This window comes from uncultured Tenacibaculum sp., from assembly GCF_947494125.1.
Taxonomy (GTDB): domain Bacteria; phylum Bacteroidota; class Bacteroidia; order Flavobacteriales; family Flavobacteriaceae; genus Polaribacter.
Genome location: NZ_CANLTU010000007.1, coordinates 1 through 12,971, shown reverse-complemented (window position 1 = coordinate 12,971; position 12,971 = coordinate 1). Strand labels below are relative to the sequence as shown.

Genomic DNA, 12,971 nt, shown 5'->3' with positions numbered 1-12,971 from the left:
GATTTAAAACATTTTATTCTTTTTGATGTTTTTGAAACATAAAATTTATTAAAAAGAAATTAAATGGATAAACAAAAACATATTAAAAGAATACCTTTTAAGAAATATATCATGAGTTTTTCTTCGAAAATAATTAAATAAAATTAAAACTGTAGCTATTGAGCTACGCAACAAAACGAAAAAATGAAATTAAAAGAATTTATACAAGAATTAGAAAAAGTAGTAAATGAAACTCTAAAAATAGGAGAAACAAATTTATTAGAAAGCGATTTTGAAGGAGCAAAATTGTATCAATTGGTATATACTCCAAAAGTTGGTTTTTTCCATGGCTCTACATGTAGTTATCGGATCTATTAAAACCGAAAAGCTCATTAACATAATTACGGTAAGTGAAAAAGTTTATTTTTGCATTTCTAAAATTTAAAAATTATTATGAGATCAAAAACTAAGATAGCTATCCTAGCTTTAATAGGAATGAGTTTAGGAATAAATTCCCAAAATGAATCAGAAAGTTATTTTCAAATAAACGCAGATAATGGAACAGGATACGTTGCTTCTAGATTATTTCTTAAAAGCCATAACGATTACAGAGGTGCAGGTATATTTAGTACTGGGCAAACTAATAATTGGTTTATAGGGAATCCTTATACTGATCATGCAAATAGTTTTATGATTGGTGTTACGAATATAAGTGATGGAGAACAAGCAAGTGCTCAATTAAAGTACGCAAAATTTTATTTAAATAAAGATGGTGATTTGGGAATTGGAACTACGAGTCCAAAATCTAAATTAGAAATAGTTGATAACACTTCAAATATTGGAAATTATTCTGATGGATCTTTACAAATATCAGGATCAAATAATGTAATTGGATTTGTTGGTCAAAGTAATTTAAATCCTGGTCTTAATAGATGGGGTATTAAATTAAGGGAAAATAAAGATGGTGATTTTTCAATACATAGTTATTCAACTAATACTACACGGTTTATTATAAACTCTTCTGGAGATGTAGGAATTGGTACAGTAAGTCCAAGTGAAACATTAACTTTATCAAAATCAGGGGCAGCTCTAGGTATTTATGATACAAATCCTTTATCAAAAGCAAATAATAGAATAGCTAGATATGCTAATTCTTTAGTGATTCAAACAGATTTTTCAGGAGGCTGGAAGGATAATGTAAATTTTCTAGACAATGGAAATGTAGGGGTTGGTACACGAGATACGGGAACTCATAAATTAGCCGTTGAAGGTTCTATAGGAGCAAGGAAAATAAAAGTAGAAGCATTTCCTAATTGGTCAGATTTTGTATTTGAAAAAGAATATAAGTTACCGACGTTAAAAGAAGTAGAAAGTCATATTAAAGAAAAAGGACATTTAAAAGATATTCCTAGTGAAGCTGAAGTAAAAAAGAATGGTTTCTATTTAGGTGACATGGATGCTAAACTATTACAAAAGATAGAAGAATTAACTTTGTATACTATTCAACAAGATAAAGAGATTAATGAATTAAAATTATTGGTAGAAAAACTTTTGAAGCAAAAAAATAAATAGATATATAATATAACTTACCACAAACACCTTTTTTAAGGTGTTTTTTTATGTGCAAAATTTAAGTAAACAAATATTAAAATAACAGTAGTATGAAGGATGTGTATATAAAAAAAGCGAACCGAAGCTCGCTTTAATTTTATCATGGACAAGGTTCTATGTACGGTATACAAGTATTAATATATCTTTCAATACAATCGAAATATTTATAGCATGATTTACCACTGCCATTAATAGAAATTTGTTCATCTTTTTTCAACAATGAACCTAAGTTTGAAATGTTTTCTAACATAATTTGGAGTTTTAGATTCTTTAAAAATAAGTAGTTAAAAACTAAAGTAACTAGAAAAAACCGTAGAAAAAGTAAGGAAAAACCTTACTTAACTATAATTAACAAATAATATAAAAAGTGTAGGTTAATCAATCCACCTAATTAAGAGATTGAAAACTAAAATTAAACAAAATGGCTTGGAAACCTAAATTAAAAAAGTTCTTAGAAGAAAACGAGATTGGTATTATGGAGTTAACTCTTTATTTGGATAAGCAAGGATATGTAACTGTAACCAAAGAGGAATATGATAACCTAGAATGTGTTGACCCTGATAAACCATGTCCATAGATGAAAATACTCCTGCTTGGGTATTAGATGCCCAAGCAAGAACTAAATCAATAACATTTGATTTTGAGGCTCAAGAAAATTTACCACAACATATTAAAGACAAAATGAAAGCAGATAGAGAAAAAGCAAAACAATCAAAAAAACAGTAGTTATTAATTTATATAAAGAGAAGCCCTCGTCATTAGTCAAGGGCTCCAATAATAGAACTTATTATAGAAACCGTTAAAATATAAATATAATAAGTACAGCAAGGTAGCTTATAATAATTGATAGTTAGCTATAAAAGATAATTATAAATAAACAGTAGTTTGATTAAAGTTTAACCGTGTATAGGTTTAAATATAAATAGATAAATTATGAAAAGGATTAATAAAACTAAAATTCTATAAATGTCTTTAATTTTTCTTTTTTTTAGATAAAGATGTACTAATAAAAGTAATATAGGAGGGATAATAATATTAAGAAATTGAAACTTTTCAAACATAATTAGCAATTATAAATATTGATAAAAATAGTTAAAACTAAACTAATGAAAACTGTAGTTTATCAGGTCCTAAAAACTGAATAAGTTCATTGACATAATTGTGGTAAGATAAATATATTTTATACATTTAACATCTATTTATAATGTACAAATGAAGCTACAATCAAGGTTAGTTAATGTATGTATTTTATAGAGGCATAAATAAGTTAGCTGCAGTTTGAAACTAAACAAATCTTTTGGGTAAAATAATTTTAGACACTTTCATAAAAAGAGGTCTTTCTGACCGAAAAAAAAGAATTCTTCGATTTAAAAAAAAGGGAATTGAATTTGACAGTTCTACATTTTTTGAAGACAAAATCGAATTTATTAAATATAAGGATATTAAAGCTTATCGTTTTGGATTGGAGTGGATTACTGGTCTGTATTTTACATTTGGGAGAGAATATAAAATTGAGATTAAAACGCACGATAATCAAATAATTAAATTGAATTCTTCAAGTTATTATGGGCTTAATAAAGTTCAATTAGCAAATAAACAAAACAAAATTTTAGATGCACTATGGCAAACATTTATTGAAAAATTGTGTCTAAAAAATATAGAAAAGTATAATTCGGGAATTGATTTTAAAATTTTAAAGACTTTAATAAGTAGAAAAGGTGTTACAATAAAAAAACATTTGGTTTTATGGAATAAAGTTGAAATGAAAGAGTATTTCGACTATTTTGTGATCTATTCAATTGATGATCCTACAAATTTGAATCAAGCATATTATTACAAATTAGACTGGAACTCGGGAATTTTATTAAGTACTATTAAAACAATAAAAACTAGCAACTAACAAAATGTATATTCAAGCGAATTAATTTACTTTAGATATGGTGGAAAATAACTTATGCCTTTTTAATGATTAATTTGAAATCAAAAATACTCTTACCACAAACACCTTTTTTAAGGTGTTTTTTTATGTCAAAAATTTAGAAACGAATATTAAAATAAGTGTAATTATTTTTTTGATTTTTTAATTCCAAAATAGAGTAATAATGAAATTACTAGAAGATGAAATACTAGTGCTAAGATATAGCCAATATCATTATTGTGTTCAGGAGCAATTCTAATGAATATTGAAAGTAAGTATAAACCAATAATAAAGGAAATGAATAGTAGAATTTTCTTAATCATTTTCAAAAATAGAGATTATAAATTAATTGTAGTTTAATCAATAATTATTTTGCTGTTGGAAGTGATTTAAACTGTAAAGGTTCAGATGGAAATGTGTCATATAAACCAGCCAAACAACCATGTATAGTATTTGGAGCAGCATAATTATAGTCTAACACATCAATTAATTCTGCTAATGGAATTATAGTAAAAATTAAAATTAAAACGATAGTTGTGAATTTGACGAAAGAAGAAACCTTTTGGGTTTCTACATATTCGATATTAAGTTGATCATAGCTGTTTTTCATAAAGTAAAAATAATAAAAACAAAATAAAGTAAAAGTGTAGTTATCTGATCTATTAAAATCAGAAAGTTCATTGACATAATTGTGGTAAGTTAATAATGTATATTTTTGATTTCTTAAAATTTTAAAATAAATTATTATGAAAACAAAAATTAGAATTGCTGTTATTGCTATGATGTGTATTAGTTTTGGAGTTGAAGCCCAATGGGATTCTGCAGGAAATAATTCATCAAAAGGAAGTATAACGATTCTTGGAGGGGCAGTAGGCGAACATTTTAAAAGGAAATTTGACTATAATGGAGGCGGATGGGCAAGATCATTTATAGAATTTGAAAATTCATTAATGACTTCGAGTAATTTTAGAATTGGTTCATATGGAGGTACAACTGATTATTCTTATACTTATTTTGGTTATGGAGTATATAGTGACATCAAAAATTTTAGGTTATACCCGAATGGAAGTGCATATTTTGGAGGGAATGTAGAAATAGCAAGTGGACAAACAGATGGAAGTAATGCTCCTGTATTTAGAATTTCAAGCAAAGATGTTAATGCTATCAATAATCAAGTTCTTGGAGAAATTCAATTTTATAACGGAGATTTAGATGGTAAACATATAAGTTCTTTTATAAAAAGTTTAGCAGCAGAAACTTATGGGAGAAAAGGACAGTTAACATTTGGTACAAGTGGAATTAATAGTACAGATGCAATTGAAAGAATGCGTATAAATGAAAATGGTAATGTTGGAATAGGGACAACGAGTCCAAGTGCTAAATTACATATTAAATCCAATGATTCTAGTTCCGAAGCTACTCTTCTTAGATTAGATAATTCAGGAACAAGAGGTAATGCATCTGGTATTGAATTTTATTCTTCTACTACAGATTCAGAAGGGGCAAATCGTGTAGGAAGAATTTCAGGAAAATTTGATGGCGGTTCATTTACAAATGCTCGTCTTAGCTTTCATTCAATGACAAGTGGTAATGTATTAGTTGAAACTATATCATTAAAAAATGGAGAAGTAGGTATTGGGACTACAAGTCCTAATGGTTGGAAGTTAGCAGTAAATGGAAAAATAAGAGCCAAAGAAATAAAAGTTGAAACCGGTTGGTCTGATTTTGTATTCTATGATGATTATAAATTACCTACGTTGATAGAGGTAGAGAAACATATTAAAGAAAAAGGGCATTTAAAAGATATACCAAGTGCAAAAGAAGTAGAAAAAAATGGAATATTTTTAGGAGAAATGAATTCTAAATTATTACAAAAAATAGAGGAATTAACACTTTATACAATTGAGCAAGAGAAAAAAATTAAGGTTCTAGAAAAACAATCTCAAGAGATTAAAGAATTAAAAATCTTAGTTAAAAAATTACTTGATAATAAAAAGTAAATTAAAAAATGTACTACTTATCACAAACACCTTTTATAAGGTGTTTTTTATGTCAAAAATTTAGAAACGAATATTAAAATAAGTGTAGTTTGTGTAGAATTAAAAAAGCTCTCTTTTTAGAGAGCTTTTTTTGTTAAAGAAAGTGATTTGAAATTATTCTAATCCCCCCGTAAAAAGATAATTACTTGCACTACCATGCCCATGATCTTGACACCAACGGTTACCACCTTGAATTACAGAATCCATTGATTGAGCAGAAGCACTAAATGTGGTTCCGTCCTCACAAGTTACCGTACCATATCCAGCTTTACCACCATTAATTAATTGTTGTTCATTTTTGTTCAAAGTTGTACCTAAGTTTGAAATGTTTTTTAACATAATCTAAATTTTAAATTTCTCAAAAAAAGAAAAAAAGAAGGCATTGAAAAATGAAACTTCATAAACGCAAGGAAGAAATATATAAACGTAATATAGGTTTTAGAAAAAAGGAAAAAGTGAGACTTTTCGAGTTTCTACAAATTCTGTTTTAAGCTGGTTATAGCTATTTTTTATAAAGTAAAAAATAATAAAAACAGCAGAAAACAAAAGCAATGAGGGAAGTCATTTATCTTATTAAAAGTAAATTTAAAATCTAATAATCAAGTGAAAAGATAGTATTATAATTGTAAAAAAAAGAGCCCACATTTTGAGCTCTCAATAGTTTTTCATTACATTTTTCTCTTGTAAGACAATGTAATTCAATGTAATATACGAAAAAACAAATAACGATACATTTAATTGTTTTAAAGCAATTAAATAATTATAATATTAAGAGGAGGGAAAGAGTCGAAATTAGTTTGATAGTTTTTAATAAGAATGTATTTAGTGACTGTATATTACTATTAAAGAACATGAATAGGTTGAATGGAATCTTACTTCATACAAACATTAATTGTTCAGCTTTATTAAGTACAGTTCCTTAATAAGTATGGTAAAACATTTAGTAAAGTAAAATAACATACTAGCTAATTCTAACTTATTAAATTAAGGTTGTTTTCAGTTTATGAAACAAGTATTAAAAGAGTAAAAGTTAAAAGTAAAACTAAGAATAGTACAAATGATTTTATTTTTCTCATAATGAAGACAAGTTTTAAATAGAACTATTTAAACGAGAAAAACCCTACCTAATTTGCATATAAGTTTAAAGTCTTAGTAAAAGAAATGTCCTAGACAAATTCTATTTTAAGAATTTTTAAACTTATGAAATTTAAGTACATTTAGTTTGAAAAAGAACCTAAGTTTACTTGATCATTTATGTAAAGAATAAGGAGTAAATAAAAACCCTACTTAAAATTAAGTAGGGAAATTGCTATGAAAAAGAAAGTCTAATGATTTCTCATTAAGACTTTTACAATATATAATATTTTTTTATTATATAAATATTTTTATAAGTAGTTATTTGTTACGATACCAATAAGCTGTTCTTCCAAAAGCAGCAAAACCTATATATCCTCGGATTTTTAATTTGTTATTGTTTTCTAGTTTTATATAACATTTGTATTCTTTGCCGTTTTTAGGGTCTAAAATTTTTCCCCCAGACCATTCGTCACCATCTTTTTTTAATCCAGTTAAAATATTCATTCCTAATATCGGAATGTTTTTACGTTTGCCTTTACATTTATCACATACAGCATTTTGTCTATCTTCATCGGTTATTTCAATAATTTTAGCAAAAGCTTTTCCATTCTTTTCGTATACTTCAATAACAGAATCTACTTTATTGGTTTCTTCATCAATATTTTGCCACTTTCCAAAAATAGATTGAGAATAAATAGAAGTGCTAAGAGCTATAAATAAGAAAGTAAAAAGTAATTTTTTCATTTGTTTAAGAATTTTATATAAAGAAAATTTCAAGAATCATTCCAATTAATCATATTGAGCATCAAAATTGCTATCCCATTTTTTTTGCACTCTTAAAACTTGTTCAATAACATCACGAGCACAACCATTTCCTCCGGTTTTATCAGAAATATATTTTGATACTTGTTGAATTTCTCTAACGGCATCATTTGGGCAGCAAGGCATACCAACTAATTTCATTACAGGGAAATCAGGAATATCATCTCCCATGTATAACACATTCTCAGGATTTAAATTGTATTTCTCAATTAATTCGTTGAATTGTTTTATTTTGTCATGAGCACCTAAATAAATATCAGTAATACCTAAATTCGCTAAACGAGTACGAACACCTTCATTTTTACCACCAGAAATAATACATACTCTAAAGCCAGTTTTTACGGCAGCTTTTAGAGCATAACCATCTTTAATATTCATTTGACGTACTAATTGACCGTCTGGAAAAACGGTAACAATACCATTGGTTAAAACTCCATCTACATCAAAAATAAAAGTGTCTATTTGAGGTAATATTTCTTTATAACTTTTCTCCATTGTTTTGGATTGATTTTGTAATTAATTTATAAATTTCTTGTTGTTCAGAATCTAGTAAATTTAAATGATTCTGAATTGTTTTTTGATCGTTTCTTTTAGCAGGGCCAGTTTGAGCTTCTTCAGGTGTCAATTCAGTTATTTTTTTAGCTGTTTCTTGAATTAAGGGAAGTAAAACTTCAAAAGGAACTTTATGTTTGGAACAAATATCTGAACCAATTTTGTACATATGGTTGGTAAAGTTATTGACAAAAACAGCGGCTACGTGTAATCTTTTTCTCTGTTCAGAGTTAATATCGTATATTTTTTCACCAATAGAATAAGCAAGTTTTTTTAAAAGAATTAAATCGTTTTTATCTTCAGCTTCTAAACAGAAAGGAATTGTACTAAAATCAACATTTTTTTCTTTAGAAAAACTTTGTAATAAGTAGAAAACACCTTTTCTGCCATTGTTTTTTAGTGAGTTTAATGAAGCGCTTCCAGAGGTGTGAACAATTAAACTATTTTTTTGATTAATTTTTGAAGAAACTTCAGCAATAGCATCATCAGAAACAGCAATGATATAAATATCAGCTTTCACTAAAGATTCTATATTGTTTGTAATAGGAGTATAGTGTTTTAAATGTGTTACATGTTCGTAATTTCTAGCATATAATTGAACCAAAGAAACTTCTTTAGTTTTACTAAAAGCTTTAACTAAATGAGTCGCAACATTTCCACCTCCAACAATGACAATTTTAACCATAACCACGAAGATATTAATTTTCTACAAGAGTAAAATCATTAAAAATATTTTTTGCATCTTTGTAGTCTTATGATTGTTTAAGTCCACTTCCATAGTTTAGTTACATGATTTGTAACTCCCAATAATACTCGAGAATTCTCTCGAGCACATTTCTATATTAAAAAAAACATAATGACTGATAGTAATCAAACATCAAAAGAAACAATATTCTCACTTTTTAAAGATGCCGTTTTAGGTAAACAACAAGATTTTACAACAGGAAGTATTAAAAAAGCAATTTTTATGCTTTCTATTCCTATGATTTTAGAAATGTTAATGGAGTCTATATTTGCTTTAGTAGACATTATTTACGTTTCAAGAGTAAGTGTTAATGCAGTAGCAACAGTAGGCTTAACAGAATCTGTTTTAACTTTAGTGTACGCAGTAGCTATAGGTTTAAGTATGGCAGCAACGGCAATGGTAGCTCGTAGAACAGGAGAGAAAGATTCAGAAGGAGCAAATCAAACAGCAGTACAGGTTATATTTTTAGGAATTTTTATTTCAATATTAATAAGTATAGTAGGAATACTGTATCCGAAAGAAATTTTGCAATTAATGGGTGGTGAGCCTGATTTGATTGCTGAAGGATATGGGTATACAAGAGTATTGTTGGGAGGGAATGCAACAGTAATGTTACTTTTCTTAATAAACGCAATATACAGAGGAGCAGGAAACGCATCAATAGCCATGTGGACATTAATTTTATCTAACGGTTTAAATATAATTCTTGATCCTATTTTTATATTTGGTTTAGGACCAATACCTGCTTATGGAGTAGAAGGAGCAGCTATAGCAACAACTATTGGTAGAGGAACAGCAGTGGTATCTCAACTATTAGTTTTGTTTTTTGGAGCAGGAAAAATAAAAATAGCAATAAAGGATTTAATTATAAGGACTAGACTAATGATAAATTTGATAAAAGTTTCTTTAGGAGGAATTGGTCAATTTATAATAGGAACATCAAGTTGGGTATTCCTAATGCGTATAATGTCAGAATTTGGAAGTGAAGTGTTAGCGGGGTATACAATTGCTATACGAGTAATGATGTTTACTTTAATGCCTGCCTGGGGAATGAGTAATGCAGCTGCAACTTTGGTAGGGCAAAATCTAGGAGCACAACAACCAGAAAGAGCAGAGAAGTCGGTATGGTTAACTAGTAAATACTGTGCTTATTTTATGGGGTCAGTATCGTTAATTTATATGTTTTTTGCGCCAACTTTTTTAAGTTGGTTCTCAGACAATCCAGAAGTGGTTGAAAATGGAGGGCTTTGTTTACAAATTATAGCAGCAGGTTATATAGCATATGCATATGGAATGGTGGTAATTCAATCATTTAATGGTTCTGGCGATACCAAAACACCAACTTATATAAATTTTGTGTGTTTTTGGTTATTTCAATTGCCATTCGCTTACATAATGGCAATAACCTTAGATTTTGGACCAATAGGTGTTTTTACTGCAATTACTTTAGCAGAGGTGTTAATAGCAATAATAGGTATTTGGCTGTTTAAAAAAGGAAAATGGAAAACTGTAAAGGTTTAATAGTGATTTTGTAGATTAGCTTATCAAAATAGATAAAAATGAAACTAGATATATTAGCGTTTGGAGCACATCCTGATGATGTAGAATTAGGTTGTGCTGCAACCATTGCTAAAGAAATTTCTTTAGGAAAAAAAGTAGGTATTGTTGATTTAACTAGAGGAGAATTAGGTACACGAGGTTCTGCTGAATTACGAGATAAAGAAGCTGCTAATGCAGCTGAGGTTTTAGGTGTTTCTGTACGAGAAAATTTAGGCTTTGCAGATGGTTTTTTTAGAAATGACAAAGAGCATCAGTTAGAGGTTATAAAAATGATACGTAAATACAAACCAGAAATTGTATTGTGTAATGCAATTGATGATAGACATATTGATCACCCAAAGGGTAGTAGTGTAGTTTCTGATGCTTGTTTTTTAAGTGGATTGATGAAAATTGAAACGGAACTTGACGGTTTGAAACAACAAAAATGGAGGCCAAAGCAAGTATATCATTATATTCAATGGAAAAATATAGAACCAGACTTTGTTGTAGATGTAACAGGTTTTATAGATCAGAAGGTAAATTCAGTACTGGCATACTCATCTCAGTTCTTTGATCCGAAGAGTAATGAGCCAGAAACACCAATAACGAGTAAAAATTTTACAGATAGTATAGAATATAGAGCAAGAGATTTAGGGAGATTAATTGGAGTTGATTTTGCAGAAGGTTATACTACAGAACGTTACGTGGCTGTTGAAAATTTAAGTAAATTAATTTAAAAAAATGTTTTGCAGATTCTAGAAACTGTCTTATATTTGCACCCGCAAGTTACATGGTGGTTGTAGCTCAGTTGGTTAGAGTATCGGTTTGTGGTACCGAGGGTCGCGGGTTCGAATCCCGTCTTCCACCCAAAAAGTCTTCTCGAATAGAGAAGACTTTTTTAATTTATAGCAAAAAAAACTTCTCAATTATTTTTGAGAAGTTTTTTTGTTTTTAAGCCATTCGTCATATTTGTCTCTATGTTTAAAACGTTTATGAGACCATAAATAATACTCAGGTTGATCTTTAATGTTCTTTTCGGTAATTTTTAAATATTTGTCAGTAATTTGATAATTATCAAATTCTTTTGGGGTTTCAGTTATGAGCTCAAAATGAGTTTCGAAATAACCTCTTTTTGTTTTTTTGGTAACATAATTAATTACGGTTAAATCATATTTTTTAGCTAGCATTTCTGCGCCAGTATGTATAGGTACTTTAACACCTAAAAATTCGGACCAATAATGTGTTTTATGTACTTGTGGAGATTGATCACTAAGTAATATGTATAGGGCTTGAATTTTATTTGTGTAATTTTTGTGAATACCCTTTACAGTTTCTGAAGTTTTAAGGCCATTAATGCCAAATTTAGAACGGGATTCTTTTACCTTTTTTTCAAAATATTTGTTTCCTAGCTTAGTATACGCCCCAGTAACATTGATATCAAGAACAAGGGGAAGGCTAATAGACCACTCCCAATTTGCTTGGTGAGCTCCAACTAAGGCGATGCTTTTTCCTTGCTTTACAAGTTGATTTATAAGTTCAGGGTTTTTGTATTTATAGCGTTTTAGTATTTCTTTTTCACTGATAGTAAAAGATTTTACGCTTTCAAAAATTAAATCAACAAAATGTTTGAAAAACTTTTTAGAAATATTTTTTATATCTGCGTCATTTTTGTTTGGAAAGGCTATTTTTAAATTGGATTCAACAACTTCTTTCCTGTAGCCAACTAGATAGTATAAGATAAAGAAAAAAAGATCAGAAAAGAGGTATAAAATTCTCATGGGTAATCTAGAGATTAGCCAAATTATAGGGTAAACAATAATAAAAATTAGTAATTGCATGCTTTAAATTTAAAACGCAAATATCGGATTAAATTATCAATCATTTAGTTTATTAACTTTTGATTATGTTTGCTGATATTTAAAGAAAGTTATGAGTCAGATTATTTTAATAGTAATAGTAGCAAATGTTTTAATTTCATATAAAGGATTTAACGATCTTGTTTTTTTTGATAAGTATAAATTTCAAGTGCAAAAAATTCTTAACGGAGACAAAATTAGAATGATAAGTTCTGGTTTTTTACATGCAGATTGGGCTCATTTAGGTTTTAATATGTATGCTCTTTATCTTTTTGGAGATTTAGTGATAAGTCGTTTTTCTACAATAAATTTTGCTTTGATTTATTTAGCGAGCTTATTGTTGGGAAGTATGTATTCTTTATATCAGCATAAACAGGAATACTATTATAGTGCAGTTGGTGCTTCTGGAGCTGTTTCTGGTATTATGTTTTCTGCTATAATGCTGTATCCAGACAAGACTTATAGTTTTTTATTTTTTCCATTTATAGATTTTCCTGCATATGCTTTAGGGATAGGGTATTTAGTGTACTCAATTTATGGAATGAAGAATCAGGTAGGGAATATAGGGCATTCTGCACATTTAGGAGGTGTAATAGGAGGTTATGCTTTAACATTGCTATTAAGACCTAGTGTGATAAGTAATAAGCCTATAATGATTGGAATTATGGGAGTTATTATTTTGGTAATGTTTTTATTTGGAGATAAATTAAAATTAAATAAATAAAAAATCCGAAACATATGTTTCGGATTTTTTTTGAGCGAGAGACCAGGTTCGAACTGGCGACATTCAGCTTGGAAGGCTGACGCTCTACCAACTGAGCTACTCTCGCATT

Annotated in this window: 17 protein-coding genes and 2 tRNA genes; 10 read left to right on the top strand and 9 right to left on the bottom strand. The window is 28.5% G+C overall.

All coding sequences use genetic code 11. The features are described 5' to 3' along the window. Positions 1–183 precede the first annotated feature (183 nt). Complete coding sequence (locus Q0881_RS11885) at positions 184–357, top strand: hypothetical protein (RefSeq protein WP_299160490.1); 174 nt, start codon at positions 184–186, stop codon at positions 355–357. 75 nt (positions 358–432) lie between these two features. Further along, positions 433–1,551 (top strand): hypothetical protein, encoded by a 1,119-nt coding sequence (locus tag Q0881_RS11880; RefSeq protein ID WP_299160487.1) that lies wholly within the window; start codon positions 433–435, stop codon positions 1,549–1,551. 139 nt (positions 1,552–1,690) lie between these two features. Here the strand turns inward: Q0881_RS11880 and Q0881_RS11875 are convergent, their stop codons facing one another. Then, positions 1,691–1,840: a hypothetical protein gene (locus Q0881_RS11875; protein WP_299160485.1), complete on the bottom strand. Its 150-nt coding sequence runs from the start codon at positions 1,838–1,840 to the stop codon at positions 1,691–1,693. Positions 1,841–2,011: 171 nt separating this feature from the next. On the opposite strand from Q0881_RS11875, the gene Q0881_RS11870 reads away from it, so the two are divergent. The 3 genes from Q0881_RS11870 (at position 2,012) to Q0881_RS11860 (ending at position 3,490) form a co-directional block, all read left to right on the top strand. Continuing rightward, complete coding sequence (locus Q0881_RS11870; RefSeq protein ID WP_299160483.1) at positions 2,012–2,167, top strand: hypothetical protein; 156 nt, start codon at positions 2,012–2,014, stop codon at positions 2,165–2,167. Then, positions 2,158–2,316: a hypothetical protein gene (locus Q0881_RS11865; RefSeq protein WP_299160480.1), complete on the top strand. Its 159-nt coding sequence runs from the start codon at positions 2,158–2,160 to the stop codon at positions 2,314–2,316. The genes Q0881_RS11870 and Q0881_RS11865 overlap by 10 nt, the downstream gene beginning before the upstream one ends. Before the next feature lie 571 nt (positions 2,317–2,887). Further along, entirely contained in the window at positions 2,888–3,490 is a 603-nt protein-coding gene (locus tag Q0881_RS11860) for a hypothetical protein (RefSeq protein WP_299160478.1), read from the top strand. A gap of 164 nt (positions 3,491–3,654) precedes the next feature. Here the strand turns inward: Q0881_RS11860 and Q0881_RS11855 are convergent, their stop codons facing one another. Next, a complete protein-coding gene (locus tag Q0881_RS11855; protein ID WP_299160475.1) occupies positions 3,655–3,831 on the bottom strand; it encodes a hypothetical protein in 177 nt (58 codons plus the stop codon). Positions 3,832–3,875: 44 nt separating this feature from the next. Further along, on the bottom strand, positions 3,876–4,118 hold the full coding sequence (locus Q0881_RS11850) for a hypothetical protein (protein ID WP_299160473.1): 243 nt from the start codon (positions 4,116–4,118) through the stop codon (positions 3,876–3,878). A 136-nt stretch (positions 4,119–4,254) separates the two neighbouring features. Here Q0881_RS11850 and Q0881_RS11845 point away from each other — a divergent pair, with 136 nt between their 5' ends. Then, positions 4,255–5,508 (top strand): hypothetical protein, encoded by a 1,254-nt coding sequence (locus Q0881_RS11845; RefSeq protein ID WP_299160470.1) that lies wholly within the window; start codon positions 4,255–4,257, stop codon positions 5,506–5,508. Between the two features lie 153 nt (positions 5,509–5,661). On the opposite strand, the gene Q0881_RS11840 is transcribed toward Q0881_RS11845, so the two are convergent. The 4 genes from Q0881_RS11840 to Q0881_RS11825 all read right to left on the bottom strand — a co-directional run bounded on the left by Q0881_RS11840 (position 5,662) and on the right by Q0881_RS11825 (position 8,683). Then, entirely contained in the window at positions 5,662–5,886 is a 225-nt protein-coding gene (locus tag Q0881_RS11840) for a hypothetical protein (RefSeq protein WP_299160467.1), read from the bottom strand. A 1,056-nt stretch (positions 5,887–6,942) separates the two neighbouring features. Then, on the bottom strand, positions 6,943–7,368 hold the full coding sequence (locus tag Q0881_RS11835; RefSeq protein WP_299160465.1) for a DUF2147 domain-containing protein: 426 nt from the start codon (positions 7,366–7,368) through the stop codon (positions 6,943–6,945). A gap of 45 nt (positions 7,369–7,413) precedes the next feature. Further along, entirely contained in the window at positions 7,414–7,941 is a 528-nt protein-coding gene (locus Q0881_RS11830; RefSeq protein ID WP_299160463.1) for an HAD family hydrolase, read from the bottom strand. After that, a complete protein-coding gene (locus Q0881_RS11825) occupies positions 7,925–8,683 on the bottom strand; it encodes a DUF2520 domain-containing protein (protein ID WP_299160460.1) in 759 nt (252 codons plus the stop codon). Before Q0881_RS11825 ends, Q0881_RS11830 begins: the two co-directional genes overlap by 17 nt. A gap of 171 nt (positions 8,684–8,854) precedes the next feature. Between Q0881_RS11825 and Q0881_RS11820 the strand changes: the two genes are divergently transcribed. From Q0881_RS11820 to Q0881_RS11810, 3 genes are all read left to right on the top strand, one after another. After that, complete coding sequence (locus tag Q0881_RS11820; RefSeq protein WP_299160458.1) at positions 8,855–10,264, top strand: MATE family efflux transporter; 1,410 nt, start codon at positions 8,855–8,857, stop codon at positions 10,262–10,264. Between the two features lie 38 nt (positions 10,265–10,302). Beyond that, positions 10,303–11,019 (top strand): bacillithiol biosynthesis deacetylase BshB1, encoded by a 717-nt coding sequence (gene bshB1 / locus Q0881_RS11815; protein ID WP_299160455.1) that lies wholly within the window; start codon positions 10,303–10,305, stop codon positions 11,017–11,019. Between the two features lie 55 nt (positions 11,020–11,074). Further along, positions 11,075–11,150: transfer RNA gene (locus tag Q0881_RS11810), tRNA-His, on the top strand. Between the two features lie 58 nt (positions 11,151–11,208). On the opposite strand, the gene Q0881_RS11805 is transcribed toward Q0881_RS11810, so the two are convergent. Beyond that, complete coding sequence (locus tag Q0881_RS11805) at positions 11,209–12,120, bottom strand: lysophospholipid acyltransferase family protein (RefSeq protein WP_299160453.1); 912 nt, start codon at positions 12,118–12,120, stop codon at positions 11,209–11,211. A 91-nt stretch (positions 12,121–12,211) separates the two neighbouring features. Between Q0881_RS11805 and Q0881_RS11800 the strand changes: the two genes are divergently transcribed. Further along, a complete protein-coding gene (locus Q0881_RS11800; RefSeq protein WP_299160452.1) occupies positions 12,212–12,862 on the top strand; it encodes a rhomboid family intramembrane serine protease in 651 nt (216 codons plus the stop codon). A 33-nt stretch (positions 12,863–12,895) separates the two neighbouring features. Here the strand turns inward: Q0881_RS11800 and Q0881_RS11795 are convergent. Next, positions 12,896–12,968 (bottom strand) — tRNA-Gly (locus Q0881_RS11795). Positions 12,969–12,971: the final 3 nt, after the last annotated feature.

Coding starts and splice junctions, on each gene's coding strand:
- Q0881_RS11885 (WP_299160490.1), top strand. CDS start 184: ATGAAATTAAAAGAATTTATACAAGAATTAGAAAAAGTAGTAAATGAA.
- Q0881_RS11880 (WP_299160487.1), top strand. CDS start 433: ATGAGATCAAAAACTAAGATAGCTATCCTAGCTTTAATAGGAATGAGT.
- Q0881_RS11875 (WP_299160485.1), bottom strand. CDS start 1,840: ATGTTAGAAAACATTTCAAACTTAGGTTCATTGTTGAAAAAAGATGAA.
- Q0881_RS11870 (WP_299160483.1), top strand. CDS start 2,012: ATGGCTTGGAAACCTAAATTAAAAAAGTTCTTAGAAGAAAACGAGATT.
- Q0881_RS11865 (WP_299160480.1), top strand. CDS start 2,158: ATGTCCATAGATGAAAATACTCCTGCTTGGGTATTAGATGCCCAAGCA.
- Q0881_RS11855 (WP_299160475.1), bottom strand. CDS start 3,831: ATGATTAAGAAAATTCTACTATTCATTTCCTTTATTATTGGTTTATAC.
- Q0881_RS11850 (WP_299160473.1), bottom strand. CDS start 4,118: ATGAAAAACAGCTATGATCAACTTAATATCGAATATGTAGAAACCCAA.
- Q0881_RS11845 (WP_299160470.1), top strand. CDS start 4,255: ATGAAAACAAAAATTAGAATTGCTGTTATTGCTATGATGTGTATTAGT.
- Q0881_RS11840 (WP_299160467.1), bottom strand. CDS start 5,886: ATGTTAAAAAACATTTCAAACTTAGGTACAACTTTGAACAAAAATGAA.
- Q0881_RS11835 (WP_299160465.1), bottom strand. CDS start 7,368: ATGAAAAAATTACTTTTTACTTTCTTATTTATAGCTCTTAGCACTTCT.
- Q0881_RS11830 (WP_299160463.1), bottom strand. CDS start 7,941: ATGGAGAAAAGTTATAAAGAAATATTACCTCAAATAGACACTTTTATT.
- Q0881_RS11825 (WP_299160460.1), bottom strand. CDS start 8,683: ATGGTTAAAATTGTCATTGTTGGAGGTGGAAATGTTGCGACTCATTTA.
- Q0881_RS11820 (WP_299160458.1), top strand. CDS start 8,855: ATGACTGATAGTAATCAAACATCAAAAGAAACAATATTCTCACTTTTT.
- bshB1 (WP_299160455.1), top strand. CDS start 10,303: ATGAAACTAGATATATTAGCGTTTGGAGCACATCCTGATGATGTAGAA.
- Q0881_RS11805 (WP_299160453.1), bottom strand. CDS start 12,120: ATGCAATTACTAATTTTTATTATTGTTTACCCTATAATTTGGCTAATC.
- Q0881_RS11800 (WP_299160452.1), top strand. CDS start 12,212: ATGAGTCAGATTATTTTAATAGTAATAGTAGCAAATGTTTTAATTTCA.